Here is an 18,240-nt window from a genome sequence, read left to right as displayed (position 1 = left end):
GTGTTCCGTCTCCATTGATGTCGCAAGGACGTGCCATGGAACTTTTGCAAGCCAACGCTGCACTGGTGGTAATTGACATGCAGCAGGGCATGAACCATCCCAAGCTTGGGCGGCGCAACAATCCAGATGCCGAGTTGCGCATACAGCAGTTACTGCACGCTTGGCGAGCGTCACGTCGCCCCGTCATCCACGTTCGGCATATTTCTCGATCCCCGGAGTCTGTGTTTTGGCCCGGGCAGCCTGGATGCGAGTTTCAGGAGGCTTTGCACCCGCTCTCGCATGAGCATGTGGTTGAGAAAAACGTTCCTGATGCATTTACGGCTACGGGTTTGGAAAGATGGCTTCACGCTCGGTCGATTCGGCAACTGGTGATTGCCGGGGTCATCACCAACAACTCGGTTGAGGCAACGGCGCGATCTGGAGGGAATCTGGGCTTTGCCGTGATCGTTGCGTCAGATGCGTGCTACACCTTCGACCAGAAAGACTTGGCTGGCCGGCTCTGGTCCGCAGAAGATGTGCATGCGATGTCTTTAAGTAACTTGGCAATGGACTACGCGCGCATTTTCGAAGTGGCTGAGCTGATGGGCAGTATTTGAATGTGGGCAGCACCGCCGAGCTAGGTCTTTTCGCAGGCTCATCAGTAATTGAACGCCTGCGCTGTGCTTCGTCGTCTGGTGCGCACTAGTGGCAATTTGATGCCTTTTGAGGTTGAATGGCCGGATCTTCTACAGGGAAGCAGAGGCAGGGTATGCAGTTGATGCACGGTCTTCGAATGTGCGGTGTGGCGTTGCTGCTTGCTGTCGCCGCTGGATGTAAGTCCTATACGCAGAAGGGCGCAGAAGGGCTGCCGAACTCCGCAACCGCCGGCATTGAGGCCATCGAAAAAACCTTCACCATTGCCAGCGTGGATGGGGAAGATACGTTGTATGTGCTTTACACACAAAGAACAGCGTATCGATTGACCGCTGGCCCCCATCGCTTGGAAGTCAAGAAGTGGATGGGCACCCGAGCCTCCCGGCCGATGTTTCGTGACGTTAATCTGGTTGCCGGACGCGAGTACGGCATGAAGTATGTGCCGAGTGAGGACTGGTGGGACTTCAAGATTGTGGATATGCAGACCGGCGAGCGCGTCGACACGCCCGCCGCTCCATAGGTTCTGCGTGAACACCCAGAGCACATTGGCTTTTGGGTGTTCACAGCATTACTTTCGTACAGAGCTTGGCGCATCGTGCGCAGGTGACAAGCTTCAAAACTTGCTACGCACCGTCAACATGAGATTGCGCGGATCACCATAGAAGTTGTTGTACGCCGAGGTGCCCACGGTCGAGTAGTACTTCTTGTCGAAGAGGTTGTTGGCATTGAGGGTGGTCGACCAGTTCTTGTCGATCTGGTACTCAAGGCTGGCGTTCCACAGGGTGTAGCCCGACTGCAGGAACTTGTAGTCGAGCGGTTCGCCATCGAACTTGCCGCTGTCGGGGTTGTACGGCGTGACCTGGCCTTGCTTGGAGGTGGCGCTCTGGGTTGTTGCCCCCAGGCCGACCTTCCAGGCCTGCAGGTCGCCTGGCAGTTGGTACGTGCCCCAGACCTTGAGCAGGTGTTTGGGGGTGATGCCTTCAAAGGTGCTTCGGCCTTCGTTGGCGTCCTTGGCTTCGAGGCGGTTGTAGGTGTAGCCGGCCATCAGTTGCAGGCCTTGGGCAACTTCACCGCTCACTTCAGCGTCAAAACCCTTGCTGACGACTTGGCCGGCGTTGAAGTAGCAGCAGGTCGCCTCGCTACCCACCGGGCCGCTACCGAGGTCGTCGTAGACGGCAGTATCTTCTTGCTCAATGCGGTACAACGCAAACGAGGTGTTGACCCGACCATCGAACAGTTGGCCCTTGAGGCCGATCTCGTAGTTCTTCGACGTGGCCGGATCGAGTTGCGCGCCATTGGTGTCGGTATTGCCCGCTTGTGGGGTGAAGGTCTCGGCATAGCTTGCGTAGGTCGTCCAGCGTTCGCTCAGGTCGTAGGTCAGCCCGGTGTAGGGGGTGAACACGCCACGCTTGTGCTGGGTATCGGGGCGCGATGATGGCGTGACACCGTCGTAGAAGTCTTGCTTGCTCTGGTAGCTGTAGTCGGAAAGACGGCCGCCGAGAATGAGCTTCAGCTCCTCGGTCAGGGCCAGGCGGGTCATGCCGTAGGCCGAGCGGCGGATTTCGGGCAGGTCCTGTTTCTTGTTCAAGGTACTGCCCTGGTCCTGCGGCGGGTTGCGCCCGTCGAGGTCCAGGGGGATGCCCTGGATCAGCCCGGTGCGCTGAATGACGGTGCCGACGGTATGGCTGTAGTCGAGCCCCAGGAGCAGGTCGTGATGCCGGTCAAAGGCATCGAAGCCGCCTTTGACATAACTGTTGAGCGTCTTGCGTACGCTACCGCCTTTGTTCGGGTACTGGTGCCAGGCGGGACCAGTGCCGGTGAGCGGATCGACGCCGCCGAAGAAGTACAGCCCTTTGGAGTCACGATCGATATCGACATAGGTCAGGTCGGTGGTCAGCGACCAGTCGGCGTTGAAGGCGTGCTCGAGCTTGCTGTACAGCTGTGTGGTGGTTTCGCGCACGGTATTCCAGTTGGCGGTGTAGGCGGTATGCCGGGGTAGCTTCAAATCGTCGCCGTTGGTGTAGCGCGGCAGGCCGGCGTAGTACGGCACGCCGTCGTTGTCCTGGAAACTGCCGCCCAGGGTCAGGGTGGTGTCGGTGTTGAGGTCGAACTCCAGCGAACCGTAGGTGAGCGAGTTCTGCGTGTCGACGTAGTCCATGAACGACTTGCTGTCCTGGTACGCCATGCCCAGGCGACCGCGTATGTCGCCGCTGTCGAGCAACGGGCCGGTCAGGTCCAGCTCGCTGCGGTAGTTGTCCCAACTGCCGGCCGAGGCGGAGAACGACAGCTGCTTGTCCGCCAGAGCGCGCTTGCGTACCAGGTTGATGGTACCGCCCGGATCGCCGGTGCTTGAGTACAGGCCATCGACACCGCGCAGGAACTCGACACGGTCGTACTGGGCCATGTCGAGCTGGCTCAGCGAGCCGTAGCCGGCGATCGAGGAGGTCAAGGGGGCACCACCGTCGAGGGTGGTGTTGGAGACCGCGAAGCCGCGCGAGAAGAAGTTGCTTTCATTGCCCATGGCTGCCTGGGAGATCCCGCCTTTTTGCAGGGAGACACCGGTCATCTTGGCCATGACATCGGTCAGGTTGTTGAGGTTTTGATCCTCTATACGCTGACGGGTAATGACCGAGACCGAATGCGGTACCTCACGCACGGAGGTTGCCACCTTGCTGCCGACTGTCGCGGTGTTGGCGGTGTAACTGTGGGCGCCTTCTTCCAGGCCCTGGCTGCGGATGGTGGTTGCGCCCAGCTCCAGCGAATCCTGGCGCTGCGGGCTTGCTATCAGCAGGTACACGCCATTGGCCTGGCGCACCGCGTGCAGCCCGCTGCCGGCCAGGAGCACGGCAAAACCCTGGTCGACGGTGTAACTGCCGTTGAGCCCTGGCGAGCGACGCATCTGGGTGCTGGCGCCATCAAACGACAACGCCACCCTGGAGGCACTGGCGAACTGGCTCAGGGTTTCGGTCAAGCTGCCAGGGGCGATGCTGTAGACCCGGGCCTGACTGCTGCTCATCTGCTCGGCCAGCGAGACACCGGGCCAGGCGAGCGCCGTGGCCAGTGAAAGACAGAGTGTCAGGGCTGATGCCGTGTGTGTCCGCTGCAGGGTGCTCATGTTTCCCGTCCCAAAACATTCAGTTGATCAGATGGAAGGGAGAGCCGAGCGGGCCAGGGGAAAAGTGCAACGTCAGAGAAATTTTTTTCAGTGGCGTGCGGTCACCGTCACCCAGTAACGGCTGCGACGTTGCACCTTGAGTGCAAAGGCGCTTTGCAGCGCCGCCAGGGCAAGGTCGGTGTCGGTGATCGGGAAGGCGCCGGAGATTTTCATTGTTGCAACGGCCGGATCGCAATACAGCAAGCCCAGACGGTAGCGAGACAATTGGGCGACCAGCTCACCCAGGGGCTGCTCGATCGCGATCAGGCTACCGTCCTGCCAGGCGCCGACCGAGGCGTCGTTAGCGCGTACGGGACCGATGCCCGCCGGGCCGAACGTCGCCCGTTGACCGGCATCCAGGCGCAGGTGCTGGGCGGCGCCCAGTGACACCTGCACGGATTTTTCCAGCACCGCCGTTTCGCTGCCCCGCTCATCGACGCTGACGATGAAGCGGGTGCCCAGCGCACGTACCCGGCCAAAGCGGGTATCCACCACAAAGGGGCGGGCACTGGCGTCGGTCGCGGTGGTTATCAGCACCTGGCCGCGCCGCAGCAACAGCAACCGTTGTTGCGCATCGAATTGCACGTCCAGGGCGCTGTCGGTGTCGAGCAGCACTTGGCTGCCGTCCGCCAGGGTCAAGGCCCGACGCTCACCCACCGCGGTGCGATGGGTTGCGCTCAGTTCCAGACGCATATTGCTACGCCAGCCCAGCGAAACCACTGTGCCACCGCCCAGCAGCATCGCCAGGCCGTAAAGCACCTGTCGCCGGCTTCGCCCGGCGTGCAACAGGGTCGAAGCGGCCAACTCGCGCGGTAAGCCTGCAAGGGGGGTGCTGATCGCCTGCATGCGCTGCCAGGCTTGTTGATGCAAGGGGTTGCTGTCGTGCCAGGATTGCCACTGCGCCTGGTCTTCGGCGCTGACCTGGTCCGACGACAACTGCGCGTACCAACGGGCTGCGTCACGCACCGCCTTGCGCTGGGCCGGCGAGGGCGACAGGCTCATTCGCAGGATTGCCATTGCAGCAGGCAGATGTGCTCCATGGCTTTGGCCATATGGTTATTCACCGAGCGCAGGGAAATGCCCAGTTGGCCGGCAATCTGGGAGTAGGTCTTGCCGTCCAGTTGCGACAGTATGAACACCTCGCGTACCCGGGCGCCAAGCCCGGCCAGCAGGCGATCCAGCTCAACCAGGGTCTGGAACAGAACGGTTTGCGCTTCAGCACTCGGAACCTGCGCAGCGGGCAGGCTTGCCAGGGTGTCGAGGTAGGCCTGTTCCAGTGAACGACGACGAAACAGGTCAATCATCAGGCCCTTGGCCACGGTCGTCAGGTAGACCCGGGGCTCACGGATCTCCAGCGCACTGCGGGCCTTGATGATTTTGACGAAGGTATCCTGGACTAGGTCAGCTGCGTCGCTGTGATTGCCCATGCGTTTGCGTAACCAGCCTCGTAACCACGGGCTATGTTCGACGTAGAGGTTGCCGACTGCGACGCAGAGGCTGGATGGCTCAGCCGGCATGGCGAGTATCTCAAATAAGAATTGCTCGCATTATTATTGGTTTGAGAGGAGTTTGGCAACGGGGGATCCGGGAAGACATCGCATTCATTTGGGTGTGGTGCCTGTCTATCGGCGGCGTGTCACTTGGGAGGCGGCTTCCATCGCATCGATGAGGCGCGTTACCGAACGATTGTCCTCTTCTTCAAAGCGCACTCGGGCGATTCTCATCAAGTCCCTGGCCTCGGTATAGGCTTTGCGCCGGGAAGCTGGCGAGAGAAAGGTCAGTACTGCCGCCACTGCGCCAGAGACGAGCGCTAGCGTGCTGGCTGTGGGTGTACCCAGCTTTGCCGAGTGGGCGGCGAGGACCGCCAATACGCCAGCCACTATCCCAAGGCCGTAGTGAGTGATCGACCAGAACAGCTCTTTTCGCTTAAAAAACTTCTGCTGTCTAATGTATTTTTCTGGTACTTCACGGTCCATGACAGCCTCCTTGTAGTCATGCGCTCACAGGCGTGAGCCAGGTTCCTCTTAGCCTAGTAAAAGAACTGAATATTGTTAGGTGTAGGCGCGACCTGTTGGCTGACGGCTAAATAATGCTATTTTATAGCAACATAACAATCAGCTATTTATTAGCATCGTTCCATTCTAAGCCTGCTTGAGACCCGTGAATGTTCAAAAAAATACTCCTTCTCCTCGCCTCAGTATTTACATGTAACGCAGCTTTTGCCGAAGGCCTTCTTCAGGATGCAGTTGGATCCAATATTGTTGCAGTTGGACAGGTTGAAGCGTATTCCTGCCCAGGACTAGGACTGTACGATTGCTCTGGCTGGCCTGTGGGTCTTTACCGGTTCGTCGGTCAGGATGTTTGTTTCACCTCGAGTGAACCTTGCAACTTTGGTTGTGCTGCTTTGGTCGTCGAGAAGGACAGTCAGCAGTCTATCCTGCTGGTGGGTGCAAGGTACCGTGACCCGATCTCCCAAGTGTCCGGGAAGACTACGGTATGTCCAAAGAACTTCATGAAATAGGCGGTGTCGGGCGGTGATGATATCGCCTTCCTTCTTTCCAGAGTCCTCCTGGACTCACCTCATACTCAGCTCATGAAAACTGCCCCGCCACGCCTTCGCCTGGTTCGACGTCGTGGCGCTGTCGCAGTGGACGGCGCATGTCCTCACGCCTGAGCGAGGCCAGCCGCAAGCGAAATGTTTTCGCTCTCTCGTCTTTTGGCACGCACCTTCTTCGATCCACCTACTTCTCGCTTGCCTGGTGGTCGGAGGAGATTTTTCTTGTCAAGAATACTGTATATATGTACAGTATTGCGACGCGACCAAGCCTTCATGAGATGTGCTGAGCACGGCGGTCGCATACGGATTCCTCACGTCAACTAACAAGGAAAGTCAGATGACAATGATCTACACCGCTTCAAATTCTTTACCTTTCGCGGCGCTTCCCACCACCAATGGGGTGGTCCAGTATTTTCGCGCCACCATGACCAATCCGGCCGATGCTACTTATGCCCCCGACGGGCTCGCAGCGACGCCTATCTACGGCCTGGGTGGTCAGCTGTTGCAGGGTGATGAGATCGTTGCCGGCGGCAATGTAACCCTGGTTTCCCACATCGGTCCGCTGCTTAACGCCGGTAAACTGTGTTGGGTCTTGATCAGTTGTGACGGGGGCGCACAACAGGTGGCAAATGCTACACGTAGCCAGCATGCGGTGACGCTGGGGCAGATCTCCATCGCCTCCGGGGCCTCGCCAGGTGATGTGAAGTACTCAGCCTCCAACACCACTCCTGCGGGTTGGCTCAAAGCAGATGGAGCAAACGTATCGCGTTGCACCTATGCGGCCCTCTTTGCTGCAATCGGCACCACTTATGGTGTGGGGGACGGCTCGACGACATTCGGCTTGCCTGACTTGCGCGGTGAGTTTATCCGTGGATTCGACGATGGCAGGGGCGTGGACGCTGGCCGTGCGTTCGGTTCGCGGCAAAAGGGCACGCTGCAGACGTATGACACCACCGAGTACAACAAGGCCAACGGCGTCTGGAGTGCATGCACGTCACTGAAAACGGGGGCTGCATCCCAGGTAGCAATGGGCGTAGACCCGTATGAGGTCAATGACTATGCGACCGTGACAATTGGCGGGGCTGATGCAATCAATAACTTTGCATTGCCTGGCCTTGGCCAGGACCGCGGTTACTCGGGTGTGAGCCGACCCCGTAACATTGCGCTACTTGCACTGATCAAGTATTAAACACCTCGTTTTCAATCACTTTCGTCTTTCTGGCGGCGTACGAATCCTACGTCGCCTTCTCGTACATCCACTCTGCGCGTGTAATTCGGCTGATGTGTTCTGTTCGGTAGTCTTCGAGGAACGGGTTGTATTTGTTTTCCTCTGTGTGGTGATGGCGAAAGCCGCATTTGGCTTGTGCTACTTGGGACTGCCTGTTATCGGCAAAGTATCCGCACCACAATGCCTGCAGTTCAAGGGTATTGAATGCGTGCTGCATGACGGTGCAAACCGCTTCGGGAACCAGGCCCTGGCCCCAGTAGGGCACGCCGATCCAATAGGCAATTTCACCTTCCTGATCACTGATCTGAAAATTGCTGTCACTGCCAATGAGTATGCCGACACAGCCTATGACACGTTGGCTGTCCTTGAACTCCAGTGCATAAACCTCAGGGTGGTTGAAGACCGTGCTGATGATTTGCGCACTGTGCTCAACGCTCGTGTGCACAGGCCAACCAGCGATCGGGCCAACTCGTGGGTCGCGAGCGTATTCATAGAGGTCGGCGGCGTCCGTCGCATGCCAGGGGCGAAGTGTCAGCCGTTCGGTTTCAAGCTTCATCGTGTGCGCTCTGGGCAAAGAAATCATGGGGTAAAGCCTACCTCACAGTGCGCTATGTCCGATGACCAATACCCCGGCAGTTTCGGTACTTTTCGAAACTCATCAATCCACTTGTTGTAAGCTGGTCCACAGGTAATCCTTTGGTGGTGGGCTATGCGCGCAATCCCGCAGTTTTTGACAGGGGACGAGTCGGTACAAATCGGGGAGAGCACTCTGGAAGGGGGCATCGGCGCGCCGATGACGTTTACCCATGCCTACCTCACGCTGATGGTCTGCTTGTCCGGGCGCGCCCGCTTTTCGCTGAACTTCCACGAGCAGGCGATTCGGCCTGGCGATGTCCTGGTCCTGGCTGAGGACACCGTCGCTGTGCTCAGGCGTCGCTCGCGAACATTCAAGGTGTTCTTCTGCTTGATGCCCAAGGGCTTTTGCACCGCGGTGGCTTATCCGTTACCCAACTCACTGTTCAAGTTTCTCCACGACTATCCCCGCTGCAGGCCGGCTGAAGAGGACAGGGGAGCGTTAGCAATGTGGTTGACTCAGATCAGGCAACTGGCACAAGACTTCCCTGAGTACCGTCACATCATGCTCAGGAACCACCTGCAGAATTTTTTCCTGGCGATTGCCGCACGAATGCCCGGCGAGCAGCAAGAGCACCGCACCTACAGTCGCAAGGAAATGCTCAGTTGGCGATTCTGGGACTTGGTGGGCAAGCATTGCATTGAGCATCGGGAGGTTGGCTTTTATGCCCGCGCCTTGAGCATCACGCCCTACTACTTGGCGCAATTGACCAAGGACTTTTTCAACGACACACCCAAAGGCCTGATCAGCAGGCAGGTGATTCTCGAAATCAAGGCGCTGCTGGCCTGCAGTGATTTTGCCATCGGCCGGATTGCCCAGCAGATGCACTTTGACGATGCTTCCTATCTGTGCCGGTACTTCAAGCGCTACACCGGGTTCTCATTGACCGCCTATCGACGCCAGCAGCATCAACTGTGATTGCGCGACAAAAACGCCCTTGATCAGGGAAAACCGACACCGTTTTACAGTTTGACGACGGACGGTATTACGAAACATTCTCAAGGCCAATGATCTCCTGTAACCTCGCCGCCGCTTCAGGTGACGACCCGGTCGTGCACCTGTTTTCAGTACATTTGGGGGCGGGGATGGAGACGAAGAAAGGGATGGCGGCGATTCTGGAATGGCGGGTCCGCTTCCTGGGAGAGGGTGCGTTGCAGGAGGCCGATTACCACCGGGCCTTGATGGTGGCGCAGCAACTTGAGCAGTCCGGACGGATCAGCCCGATGGAGTGGGTTGCCATGGTGCGTCAGGCAAATGCGGCGTTGCTAGGCAAGCGGTAAACTGGACCTGAACACTCAGCCAGGGCAGGAAGCCAAATGAGCACAACGCAAGCGGTCACGCTGACCCGTAACGCCACGCTTGAGGATCTGAGCGCCATGCTGGCCTTCGACGCCTATGTCAGCATCAATCCCGGGCGTGGGGTTTTTCTTGCTGAGGCCGTCGACAAGCAGCAGTGCCTGGTTGCCGTGCAATCAGGCGCAGTGATTGGTTACCTGGTACTGACCTACAGTTTTTTTGATTACGGGTTGGTCGCCTTGGTGGTCACTGCTCCTGCCTATCAGCGCCAGGGCGTGGCGCTCACGCTGCTGGTCGCAGCCCAGGCGGCCTGCCAGACAGAAAAGCTGTTCATCACCACCAACCAGTCCAACCTGCCTTCGCGCGAACTGATTGCCAAGGCCGGTTTCGTGCCCAGCGGCGTCATCGAAAACCTCGATGAACAGGATCCGGAACTGATCTACTTCAAGCACGTTCGCTGATCGACAGGCGAGGGGGAGTCTTGGGTGCAGGGAACTCCCTTTAGCCGGTTGGGTCTGAGCTGGCTTTAACGGCCCTCTTTTAATGGACAGAAGTGCAACACGGAGTGTGCTTGATATGCTCCCCACCCTCATCCTCGGACTCTCCCTCGCACTGGTCGGCTGGCTGGTATTCAGTGTGGTGCTGGTTGAGCTCGCCGACACCGTTACCGATGACTCCAGTGCCTACAGCAGTGATGAGCAGCAATGCTCGTCAGAATCGGTGCAAATGCTGTTTGGTCAGCAAGTGGGCAAGGAAGTACTGCTGGTCGCCAAGTTGCTGTCGGGTGTGAGTTCGGTGCGTGTGCTGTCGATGCCTGGGCGCGACCTGAGTTATGTACCTGATCGACTCAATCTTGAAGTGAATGAGCAAAGCCGGATAGTCGCAGCCTTCTGTGGCTAACAGTTTTACGCTCAGGTGACTTATCGATGGTGGCGGCGTCTACCTGACATCACTTCAATAGCAATAAGGACATTGCGTGGCACGCCTATTCATCTTGCTGGCTGCACTTTCACAACTGAGTGGCTGCGCCTGGATGGTTGCGGTTGGCAATCGCGGGCAATCCTACGATTGCTACGACGGCCTGGAAACCGAATACCAGCTTGCTCAATTCATCGGGCCATTCGCATTGATCGACTTGCCTTTCACCCTGGTGGCGGATACGGCTTCGCTACCTTTTTGCTGGCTCTGAAAGCGCAACCTTCCTCTTGTACCATCGGCAGATCAAAGCCCATGGTCATGACGATGGGCTTTTTTGCAGCTTGGCGCTAGGTACGCGGTCTGCGCTGGTCTATGTTAAACGGCAAGTGTTTCTGGACAGCCCTGAGGTGGTTTATCGCTGCGGTGGGAGTTTTATGGAACAAAGGCCTGTATGCACCCATACGATGACCTGACCGGGCAAGAAGCCGCTGAGTCGATCGCGCCGCGCCGAGGGCGTTCGGCGTCGCTGTTCGGGCTGATCTTGAGCTTCATGCTGGTAGTCGTGCTGCTGTTCGTTGGCATTGAAGGCTGGCGGATCTGGCGCGATTACCGGCACGCATTTGCCAACGCGCAAGACGCTGTCACCAACCTTGCCAGCGCCACTGCGCAACATGCCGAGGATGCCATTCGCCAGGTCGATGTGGTGACCGCAATGCTGGGCGAGCGGCTCGAAGGCGACGGTTTGACACGGATGAACATCTCTCGCTTGCACAGACTGCTCAAGCAACAGGCTGCACTGATGCCTCAGGTGCACGGGTTGTTCGTGTACGGTTCGGATGGCCACTGGATTGTTACCGACAAAACCGACACGCCCACTAACGCCAACAATGCCGATCGTGATTATTTCGAGTATCACCGCACTCATGAAGATCGCGGTATATACATTGGTTCGGTGGTGAAAAGCCGCTCGACCGCAGATCTGATCATTCCTATCTCCAGGCGCCTTGATAACCCCGATGGGTCGTTCTTCGGGGTACTGCTGGGCACTATCAAGGTGGACTATTTCGTCGAATTCTATGGCGCATTCAAGATCGATGACCGCGGCGCCCTGGTATTGGCCAAGCGCGACGGCACCATCCTGGTCCGCAGGCCTTTCGTTGAGCGGGTGATCGGTGGCAGTCTTTCTGGTAGCGAGATTTTCCAGAAGTATTTGCCACAGTCTCCCGAAGGGGTGGTTGAAACCCAGGCGGTGGTTGACGGGACTCAGCGTCTTTATGCCTACAAGGCGCTGGACGCCTATCCGCTGGTCGTCGAAGCTGGTTTATCCCGGGCCTCGATCATCGATCCGTGGCGTGAAGACCTGATCAAGACTGCTGTGGTCCTGCTGCTGTTGCTGGTGGGGCTGAGCAGTTTTGGCGCCCTTGTGCTCAGGCAACTGCGCGAGCGCATCGTGATGGAGTCGGCCCTGCGCCGCGCCCACCAGACGGTGCGTGACCTGGCGTTGAGCGACAGCCTGACGGGCCTGGGCAATCGGCGCCGGCTGGATGCCGCACTGGCCCAGGAGATCCGCCGGGCCAAGCGTCAGGGCTACCCGCTGGCACTGGTGATGATGGACCTGGATTACTTCAAACTGTACAACGACAACTACGGTCACCCGGCCGGGGATGATTGCCTGCGTGCGGTAGGCGCCGCCATCCAGGGCAGCCTCAAGCGCCCCGGCGACCTGGCCGTGCGCTACGGTGGTGAAGAGTTCACGTTGTTGTTACCCAATACCGATGCCGCGGGTGCCAGCACCATCGTCGAGGGCATTCTCCAGGCCATTGGTGCACTGAGCATCGAGCATGTGAAGAGCCCGGCGGGCAAGGTCACGGCCAGTGCCGGCATTGCCCTGGGCTATCCGCTCAAGGAGACAGTGGCTGCCCATGCGTTGATGGGGGCGGCCGACTCAGCGCTTTATCGAGCCAAGGACAAGGGCCGTAATGGCTGGTGCCTGGTCGATGGGCTGAGTGGGAGCGGGCTTGCCCCGCGATGAGGCCAGTACAAGCAATACATTAGGTGCTGACCAGATGACGACCGCTGCGCGCACGAATCGCGGGGCAAGGTCGAGTCGTCGCACCGCCGCACACGGTGCAGTCAGCGCCCATTTATGCCAGAGCGGTTATGATGTTCGGCTCGACACATCAAGGGACTGATCATGCACGACTCCTCTTTGGCACAGCGCTTGTTTGCGATTGCGGCGATCATTGTCGCGGCAGTGGGTGGCTTTTTTTTCGTCTTTATTCTGCTCAGCCCGGAGGGTCCTTTCCCAAGCCTTGGCGCTGAGCTCGCGAAATTCACCCTGGGTGTCACCAACGCTTTGTGCCTGCCACTGGTCGGCACTTACTGGTTGCTGGCCGGCAAGCCGGCAGGCGCCGGAACGCTCCTGATTTTACAGAGCATAGGGCTGCTTGCGTTTATCGCATGGTTTGTGTCGGCACTTTGATGTTGGCAGTGCCTACATTATAGCGACTGGCACTATTGGCCAGGGTTCATCACCCAATTGGGTTCTTCTGTTTAATACTTTTTTTATATATCTTTCGTGAGCTGCCGACTCAACAAGGAAAATAATAATGAGGTACAGAGGCGCACACTACTGGGCTTGGGCAGACTGCCAACTGCACAACCAGGAGCACGAAGAGTCATTGGAGTCCGGACTTGCACTTGATGTCAAAGCGCGTGTGTCGCGCGGTGGAAGTACTCAATTGTTTCTCGGGGTTTATACCCGCGCCGGTCTGCCCATTGTCGAGGAATATCACGACCGTCTCGTCGAGATCAGCGTGGCCCGGGCAATCGTCTGGGGGGTCAAACGTTGCCGGGCGATTGCAGCTGAAGTCATCGAGCTTGATGAGCAGCCCGCCATGAGGGTTCACACCGGGTTGCGCACGATCACCCCGGCATCCTGATTACGTACGTTGCCGACCGCCAGGCTGACCGGGTACCAGTCGAACTGCCCGGCTGCCTCGCCCAGGTTCAAGGCGAGCTGCTCGGCATGTTCGCCGGCAGTGGCCGGGTCCAGCCATTGCCGAGCGCAAGCGGGCGCCAGGACGATGGGGCGGCGGTCATGCAGGTCGAGCAGGCCGCCCTCACTGTCCGCCGTAAGGATGACAAACCCTGCATGCTCCCCCTTGAACTGGCCTATGGCGGCGCACAAGGCCGGGCGCCCGTCACGGCGGTGAATCAGGTAGGGCTGTTTTTTCGGCCCGCCTTCATCGACCCATTCGAACCAGTTGTCGATCGGCACGATGGCCCGATGTGGCCAGATCGCACGAAAGAATGCGCCGTGGGCGACCTTTTCCACCCTGGCGTTGATAGCCGCGGCGCGATCCCGGGCCCAGTGCGGGCGCCAGCCCCAGGGCAGCAGGTCAGCGTGCAGGGTGTCGGTCTCGATGTGCAGCAGCGCCACGGGGCTGGTTGGCGCCACGTTGTAATGTGCCAGTGGCTGATCGCCGACGTTGTTGACCAGCGCGCCCGGCATGCTCAGGGCGTCGACGAAGTCATGAATGCCATGGTACTGGGATAACCTGCCGCACATGGCGTGACGCTCCGCAGGGGCTATCGGATGAGAATAGCCGTTATCGCCCAGGCCGAGATTGACGGCGTTAGCACTTGGGCTTATACAGGCGCCCCATGCTGGCGAGGCTACAGGACCTTGAGATGAACGACGACGATCTGGACATCCACGAACCCGAACACGATCACTTGCTTGACCATGAGTTTTTCGAGGACGATGACTCGCTGCAGGAGGAGGTTAATCCACTGTTTGATCCGCACGACGATGACGAGGAGGAGGGCACCGCTGAGCGGGCCGAAGATGACGATGCCTTCTGGGATGAAGGTGTCGACACCCTCGACGATCTCTAGGCGCCAGCCAGCTACCCGGCTGGCACCTGCAGGCCGGACCTCAGCGGCCGTCCACCGAGAAGCGTCCGGCGCCAGTGACCGATAGCAACAGCAAGCCACCGACGATGCTCATGTTCTTGAAGAACTGCACGGTGTTGGCTGCCTTGGCGGGCTCGACCATGCTCCAGAACGGATGGCCGATCAGCGCGGTACCGATCACGAACAGCGCAAACAGGAAGGCCAGTGGTCGGGTGTAGAACCCCAGGATAAGAAGGATAGCGACGAAGAACTCCATGATCACCGCCACCGCCGCAGCCACCGTTGGCGCCGGGGCGCCGAGGGAGGCCAGGTAGCCGACCGTGCCCTCGAAGCCGGTGAGCTTGCTCCAGCCGGACATGACGAACAGGATCATCAGCAGAATACGCGCCAGCAGGATTATCACGTCACGCTGGTTGTCGAACAGGGTATAGCGCATGGCGGCCTTCCTTCGTTGTTGGGCAATTTTACCTTAGCAGTTGCCGGAAGGATGTGTGGCGGGCCCGGGGTAAAAAGGGCATAAGGGCGTGGCGGGATCATCGCCAGACAGTAAAAAGGCGCCTTGAAGGCGCCTTTTCAGAAGATGGTGCGAGTGGCGGGACTCGAACCCGCAAGGCTCACGCCGGCAGATTTTAAGTCTGCTGTGTATACCAATTCCACCACACTCGCACTGTGTTGAGGAAAATGCAATTGCCCCCTCAAACAAGCGAGCTTTATAACCCATCGTTATAATCGAGTCAACCGCGTGCTGGCAGCTCCTCAACAAGCCGACTAAGTTTTAGACCAGCGCACGGAATCGCTTCCAGCGTCTGTTGTCATATCCTGACAAGTCACCTGCGGCTTCGTGGGGCAACCATGGTCTCGTCCGATTCCGAACTTCATGTCATGCATGCCAGTCGCTACGAGCAACTGGTCCAGACTGTTGTCGATTACGCCATCTACATGCTCGACCTCGAAGGTCATATAGTGTCCTGGAACGCAGGGGCCCAGCGGATCAAGGGCTACCGAGCGGACGAAGTCATCGGCAAGCACTTCTCGCTGTTTTTCACCCCTCAGGACTGCGCCGACGGCAAGCCGGCCTGGCTGCTCGAGCGGGCCTTGAGCACCGGCGGGGCCCAGGATGAAGGCTGGCGCATGCGCAAGGACGGTACGCTGTTCTGGGCGCTTGTGGCGCTGGATGTGATCAGGGCGCCCGATGGCGAAGTGGTGGGGCTGGCGAAGATCACCCGCGATATCACGGATCGGCGCGACGCCGCACTGCAGCTCGATGAAGTCCGCGCCCAGTTGTTCCAGTCGCAAAAACTTGAAGCCCTGGGGCAACTGACCGGAGGCATGGCCCATGACTTCAACAACCTGCTCACGATCATCATCGGCTCGGCCCGGCTGGCCCTCAACAGCCCAGATCAGCAGCGCACCCGACGGCTGCTCGAACATATCCTCGACGCCGGCGAGCGTGGTAGCCAGATGACCCAGCAATTGCTCAGTTTCGCCCGGCACAAGGCGTTGCGCTTCGGGCGCGTACGGGTCGCCGACCTGGTTGAGTCGACCCGCCTGCTATTGGGCCAGACCTTGCCCAAGGTCGTGGACCTGCAGGTGATCCTGGCAGACGACCTGTGGGATGTCGAAGTCGATGCCGGGCAGTTGCAGATGGTGCTGCTCAACCTGATCTTCAACGCCCGTGATGCCATCGATGGCGAAGGCTTGATCATCATGCAGGCGCACAACCATGAACTGCAGGGCATCCCCGACGGCCTGGTGGGGCGCTATGTGTGCATCAGCGTCAGTGACAGCGGTCGGGGGATCGACAATCTGGTATTGCCACGCATCTTCGAGCCGTTCTTTACCACCAAGAGCTTTGGCAAAGGGACCGGTCTGGGCCTGAGCCAGGTCTATGGTTTTGCCAAGCAGAGCAATGGCACGGTCAGTGTCAGCAGCGAAGTAGGCAAAGGCACGCGCATGAGCGTCTACCTGCCGGTCTATAGCCTTGCCGCTGATTCGCAACTCAACCCCTGACGCAAGAGGCTCAGCATCGTGGAATCACTCGAACGTCTTGTCACAGGAATTCCCGGGCTCGACGAACTGCTCAAGGGCGGTTTGGTGGTTGGCGCCTCGTACATCGTTCAAGGGCGTCCGGGTTCGGGCAAGACCATCCTCGCCAACCAGCTGGCTTTCAATCATGTGGCCCAGGGCGGACGGGTGCTGGTGGCGACGCTGCTGAGCGAATCCCATGAGCGCCTGTTCCAGTACCTCTCGACCCTGAACTTTTTCGATCCGACTAAAATTGGCGCACAGTTGCAGTTCGTCAGTGCCTTCGACACCCTTGAACAGGAAGGCCTGGATGAAGTGGTGAAGCTGCTGCGTGGCGAGATCAGCCGCCATCAGGCCAGCTTGCTGATCGTCGATGGCCTGCTCAATGCACGCTCGCGGGCGGAAACACCGCTGGATACCAAGAAATTCATCGCCGAACTGCATGGCCATGCCGCGTTTGCCGGCTGCACCGTGCTGTTTCTCACCAGCTCGCGGCTTGAGGACGGTAGCCCGGAACACACCATGGTCGATGGCGTCATCGAGCTGGGTGAGGAGTTGTACGGAAGTCGCTCGGTGCGCCGTATCCAGCTGCGCAAAACCCGTGGCAGCGCTGCGTTGTCGGGTATTCATGAATGTGAAATCACCGAGGACGGCCTTCAGGTTTACCCACGTCTGGAATCGCTGTACAGCTACCCCAGTGGCCTTGGCAGCGATGAGGTGAGCCGGGTGCCCAGCGGCATCGCCGTACTGGACAGCCTGCTGGGCGGTGGCCTGCCAGCGGCCTCGGTGACCCTGGTGATGGGGCCGTCGGGCATTGGCAAGACCTCGCTGGGCGCAAGCTTTCTGGGTGCCGCAACCGTCGCCGCACCGGCCCTGCACTTCGGTTTTTACGAAACCCCGCAACGCCTGCGCCTGAAGGCTCGTGCCCTGGGGCACGACTTTGCCGCGCTGGAGCGTAGTGGCGCCTTGCACATTGCCTGGCAGCCGACCACCGAAGGCCTGCTTGATGACGTTGGCATGCGCTTGTTGCGCCAGGTCGACCAGCACCAGATCAAGCGCGTGCTGATCGACAGCCTGGGCGCATTCACCCGGCTGGCGACTCATGCAGGTCGACTCAACGAATTCTTCCGTGCCTTGACGGGCGAGTTACGCGCGCGCGATGTCACCGTTCTGGCCACCTGGGAGATGCGCGATATCTTCGGCTCGGAAATCAATGCACCGGCACCTGACCTGTCGAGCATCGTCGATAACCTGCTGCTGATGCGCTTTGTCGAGCTTGAGTCCGAGCTCAAGCGGCTGCTGTCGATTCTGAAAGTGCGCGACAGCTACTACGATCCGGCCCTGCTGGAGCTCATTATCAGCGACCACGGTATCGACCTGCAGAAAGCCTTTAACCAGGCCACGGCGGTAATGTCGGGATCGGCGACGCCGGTACCCGAGCCATGAGGCGCAGGAAGGCAAGGCCATGAAGACCATTCTGGTCGTTGACGACGAGTACCTGATTGCCCAGATTCTTGGTTGGGCCCTGGAGGATGCAGGTTTCGACGTGGAACTGGCCGGCAATGGGCACAAAGCCCTGGAGCTGTTGAAAGGCAAGCGGGTCGAGTTGGTGATCACCGACTACATGATGCCGGGGATGAACGGCGAGGAGTTGGCCACAAGCATTCGCGCAGAGCCGCAATGGCAGGGCGTGTCGGTCATGCTGATGAGTGGCGCGCAGGCTTACAGGGGGCGGGAGGCTCCCGCGTTGTTCGCTGCAGTGTTCGACAAGCCCTTCGATATCGATCAACTGATCGCCAAGGTCAAGGAACTGGTCGGCACGCCCGAGGCACCTTGAGACCTGGTCGGCAGCCAGCAGGGGGCTGTCAGGGCAGGAT

At 59.1% G+C, this 18,240-nt stretch carries 22 protein-coding genes and 1 tRNA gene; 15 read left to right on the top strand and 8 right to left on the bottom strand.

Annotated elements, in window-relative coordinates; genetic code table 11:
* The first annotated feature begins 35 nt into the window (after positions 1–35).
* Positions 36–596, top strand: coding sequence for a cysteine hydrolase family protein (locus tag EXN22_RS16105; RefSeq protein ID WP_130265004.1), 561 nt, complete (start codon positions 36–38; stop codon positions 594–596).
* A gap of 152 nt (positions 597–748) precedes the next feature.
* Complete coding sequence (locus EXN22_RS16100; RefSeq protein ID WP_130265003.1) at positions 749–1,153, top strand: hypothetical protein; 405 nt, start codon at positions 749–751, stop codon at positions 1,151–1,153.
* A gap of 93 nt (positions 1,154–1,246) precedes the next feature.
* On the opposite strand, the gene EXN22_RS16095 is transcribed toward EXN22_RS16100, so the two are convergent.
* The 4 genes from EXN22_RS16095 to EXN22_RS16080 form a co-directional block, all read right to left on the bottom strand.
* Complete coding sequence (locus tag EXN22_RS16095) at positions 1,247–3,748, bottom strand: TonB-dependent siderophore receptor (RefSeq protein ID WP_130265002.1); 2,502 nt, start codon at positions 3,746–3,748, stop codon at positions 1,247–1,249.
* 87 nt (positions 3,749–3,835) lie between these two features.
* Positions 3,836–4,783: a FecR domain-containing protein gene (locus EXN22_RS16090; protein WP_407691975.1), complete on the bottom strand. Its 948-nt coding sequence runs from the start codon at positions 4,781–4,783 to the stop codon at positions 3,836–3,838.
* Between the two features lie 2 nt (positions 4,784–4,785).
* Complete coding sequence (locus tag EXN22_RS16085) at positions 4,786–5,304, bottom strand: sigma-70 family RNA polymerase sigma factor (RefSeq protein WP_130265000.1); 519 nt, start codon at positions 5,302–5,304, stop codon at positions 4,786–4,788.
* A gap of 105 nt (positions 5,305–5,409) precedes the next feature.
* Positions 5,410–5,763 carry a hypothetical protein gene (locus tag EXN22_RS16080; RefSeq protein ID WP_130264999.1) on the bottom strand — a complete coding sequence of 118 codons (354 nt, stop codon included), beginning with the start codon at positions 5,761–5,763 and terminating at the stop codon, positions 5,410–5,412.
* Between the two features lie 918 nt (positions 5,764–6,681).
* On the opposite strand from EXN22_RS16080, the gene EXN22_RS26280 reads away from it, so the two are divergent.
* The gene (locus EXN22_RS26280; protein WP_218567650.1) at positions 6,682–7,533 is read left to right on the top strand and encodes a phage tail protein; all 852 of its coding nucleotides are present in this window, start codon (positions 6,682–6,684) and stop codon (positions 7,531–7,533) included.
* Positions 7,534–7,579: 46 nt separating this feature from the next.
* Here EXN22_RS26280 and EXN22_RS16065 read toward each other — a convergent pair whose 3' ends face one another.
* Positions 7,580–8,128 (bottom strand): GNAT family N-acetyltransferase, encoded by a 549-nt coding sequence (locus EXN22_RS16065; protein WP_130264997.1) that lies wholly within the window; start codon positions 8,126–8,128, stop codon positions 7,580–7,582.
* Positions 8,129–8,281: 153 nt separating this feature from the next.
* On the opposite strand from EXN22_RS16065, the gene EXN22_RS16060 reads away from it, so the two are divergent.
* The 8 genes from EXN22_RS16060 (at position 8,282) to EXN22_RS16025 (ending at position 13,362) form a co-directional block, all read left to right on the top strand.
* Positions 8,282–9,124 (top strand): helix-turn-helix transcriptional regulator, encoded by an 843-nt coding sequence (locus EXN22_RS16060; RefSeq protein WP_130264996.1) that lies wholly within the window; start codon positions 8,282–8,284, stop codon positions 9,122–9,124.
* Positions 9,125–9,213: 89 nt separating this feature from the next.
* Entirely contained in the window at positions 9,214–9,486 is a 273-nt protein-coding gene (locus EXN22_RS16055) for a hypothetical protein (RefSeq protein WP_325053291.1), read from the top strand.
* Positions 9,487–9,522: 36 nt separating this feature from the next.
* The gene (locus tag EXN22_RS16050; protein WP_130264995.1) at positions 9,523–9,963 is read left to right on the top strand and encodes a GNAT family N-acetyltransferase; all 441 of its coding nucleotides are present in this window, start codon (positions 9,523–9,525) and stop codon (positions 9,961–9,963) included.
* Between the two features lie 115 nt (positions 9,964–10,078).
* Positions 10,079–10,402, top strand: a complete 324-nt coding sequence (locus tag EXN22_RS16045; RefSeq protein WP_165392220.1) for an I78 family peptidase inhibitor — start codon at positions 10,079–10,081, stop codon at positions 10,400–10,402.
* Positions 10,403–10,478: 76 nt separating this feature from the next.
* Positions 10,479–10,691, top strand: coding sequence for a YceK/YidQ family lipoprotein (locus EXN22_RS16040; protein WP_130264993.1), 213 nt, complete (start codon positions 10,479–10,481; stop codon positions 10,689–10,691).
* Positions 10,692–10,871: 180 nt separating this feature from the next.
* Positions 10,872–12,452, top strand: coding sequence for a sensor domain-containing diguanylate cyclase (locus EXN22_RS16035; RefSeq protein ID WP_130264992.1), 1,581 nt, complete (start codon positions 10,872–10,874; stop codon positions 12,450–12,452).
* 162 nt (positions 12,453–12,614) lie between these two features.
* Positions 12,615–12,902: a hypothetical protein gene (locus EXN22_RS16030; RefSeq protein ID WP_130264991.1), complete on the top strand. Its 288-nt coding sequence runs from the start codon at positions 12,615–12,617 to the stop codon at positions 12,900–12,902.
* A 199-nt stretch (positions 12,903–13,101) separates the two neighbouring features.
* Positions 13,102–13,362: a hypothetical protein gene (locus EXN22_RS16025; protein ID WP_233281637.1), complete on the top strand. Its 261-nt coding sequence runs from the start codon at positions 13,102–13,104 to the stop codon at positions 13,360–13,362.
* On the opposite strand, the gene EXN22_RS16020 is transcribed toward EXN22_RS16025, so the two are convergent.
* Entirely contained in the window at positions 13,326–13,991 is a 666-nt protein-coding gene (locus tag EXN22_RS16020; protein WP_130264990.1) for an SOS response-associated peptidase family protein, read from the bottom strand. The two genes, EXN22_RS16025 and EXN22_RS16020, sit on opposite strands and share 37 nt — an antisense overlap.
* A gap of 95 nt (positions 13,992–14,086) precedes the next feature.
* Between EXN22_RS16020 and EXN22_RS16015 the strand changes: the two genes are divergently transcribed.
* Positions 14,087–14,320, top strand: coding sequence for a hypothetical protein (locus EXN22_RS16015; RefSeq protein WP_233281636.1), 234 nt, complete (start codon positions 14,087–14,089; stop codon positions 14,318–14,320).
* 40 nt (positions 14,321–14,360) lie between these two features.
* On the opposite strand, the gene EXN22_RS16010 is transcribed toward EXN22_RS16015, so the two are convergent.
* Positions 14,361–14,774, bottom strand: a complete 414-nt coding sequence (locus EXN22_RS16010) for a DoxX family protein (RefSeq protein ID WP_130264988.1) — start codon at positions 14,772–14,774, stop codon at positions 14,361–14,363.
* Positions 14,775–14,919: 145 nt separating this feature from the next.
* Positions 14,920–15,004: transfer RNA gene (locus EXN22_RS16005), tRNA-Leu, on the bottom strand.
* 186 nt (positions 15,005–15,190) lie between these two features.
* Between EXN22_RS16005 and EXN22_RS16000 the strand changes: the two genes are divergently transcribed.
* Genes EXN22_RS16000 through EXN22_RS15990 form a run of 3 tightly spaced genes read left to right on the top strand, consistent with a single transcriptional unit; the run spans position 15,191 to position 18,200 of the window.
* Positions 15,191–16,348, top strand: a complete 1,158-nt coding sequence (locus EXN22_RS16000; RefSeq protein ID WP_130264987.1) for a two-component system sensor histidine kinase NtrB — start codon at positions 15,191–15,193, stop codon at positions 16,346–16,348.
* Positions 16,349–16,363: 15 nt separating this feature from the next.
* On the top strand, positions 16,364–17,809 hold the full coding sequence (locus tag EXN22_RS15995) for an ATPase domain-containing protein (protein ID WP_130264986.1): 1,446 nt from the start codon (positions 16,364–16,366) through the stop codon (positions 17,807–17,809).
* A gap of 19 nt (positions 17,810–17,828) precedes the next feature.
* Complete coding sequence (locus EXN22_RS15990; protein WP_130264985.1) at positions 17,829–18,200, top strand: response regulator; 372 nt, start codon at positions 17,829–17,831, stop codon at positions 18,198–18,200.
* Positions 18,201–18,240: the final 40 nt, after the last annotated feature.

This window comes from Pseudomonas tructae (assembly GCF_004214895.1).
Taxonomy (GTDB): domain Bacteria; phylum Pseudomonadota; class Gammaproteobacteria; order Pseudomonadales; family Pseudomonadaceae; genus Aquipseudomonas; species Aquipseudomonas tructae.
This window is presented reverse-complemented; position numbering and strand designations above follow the sequence as displayed.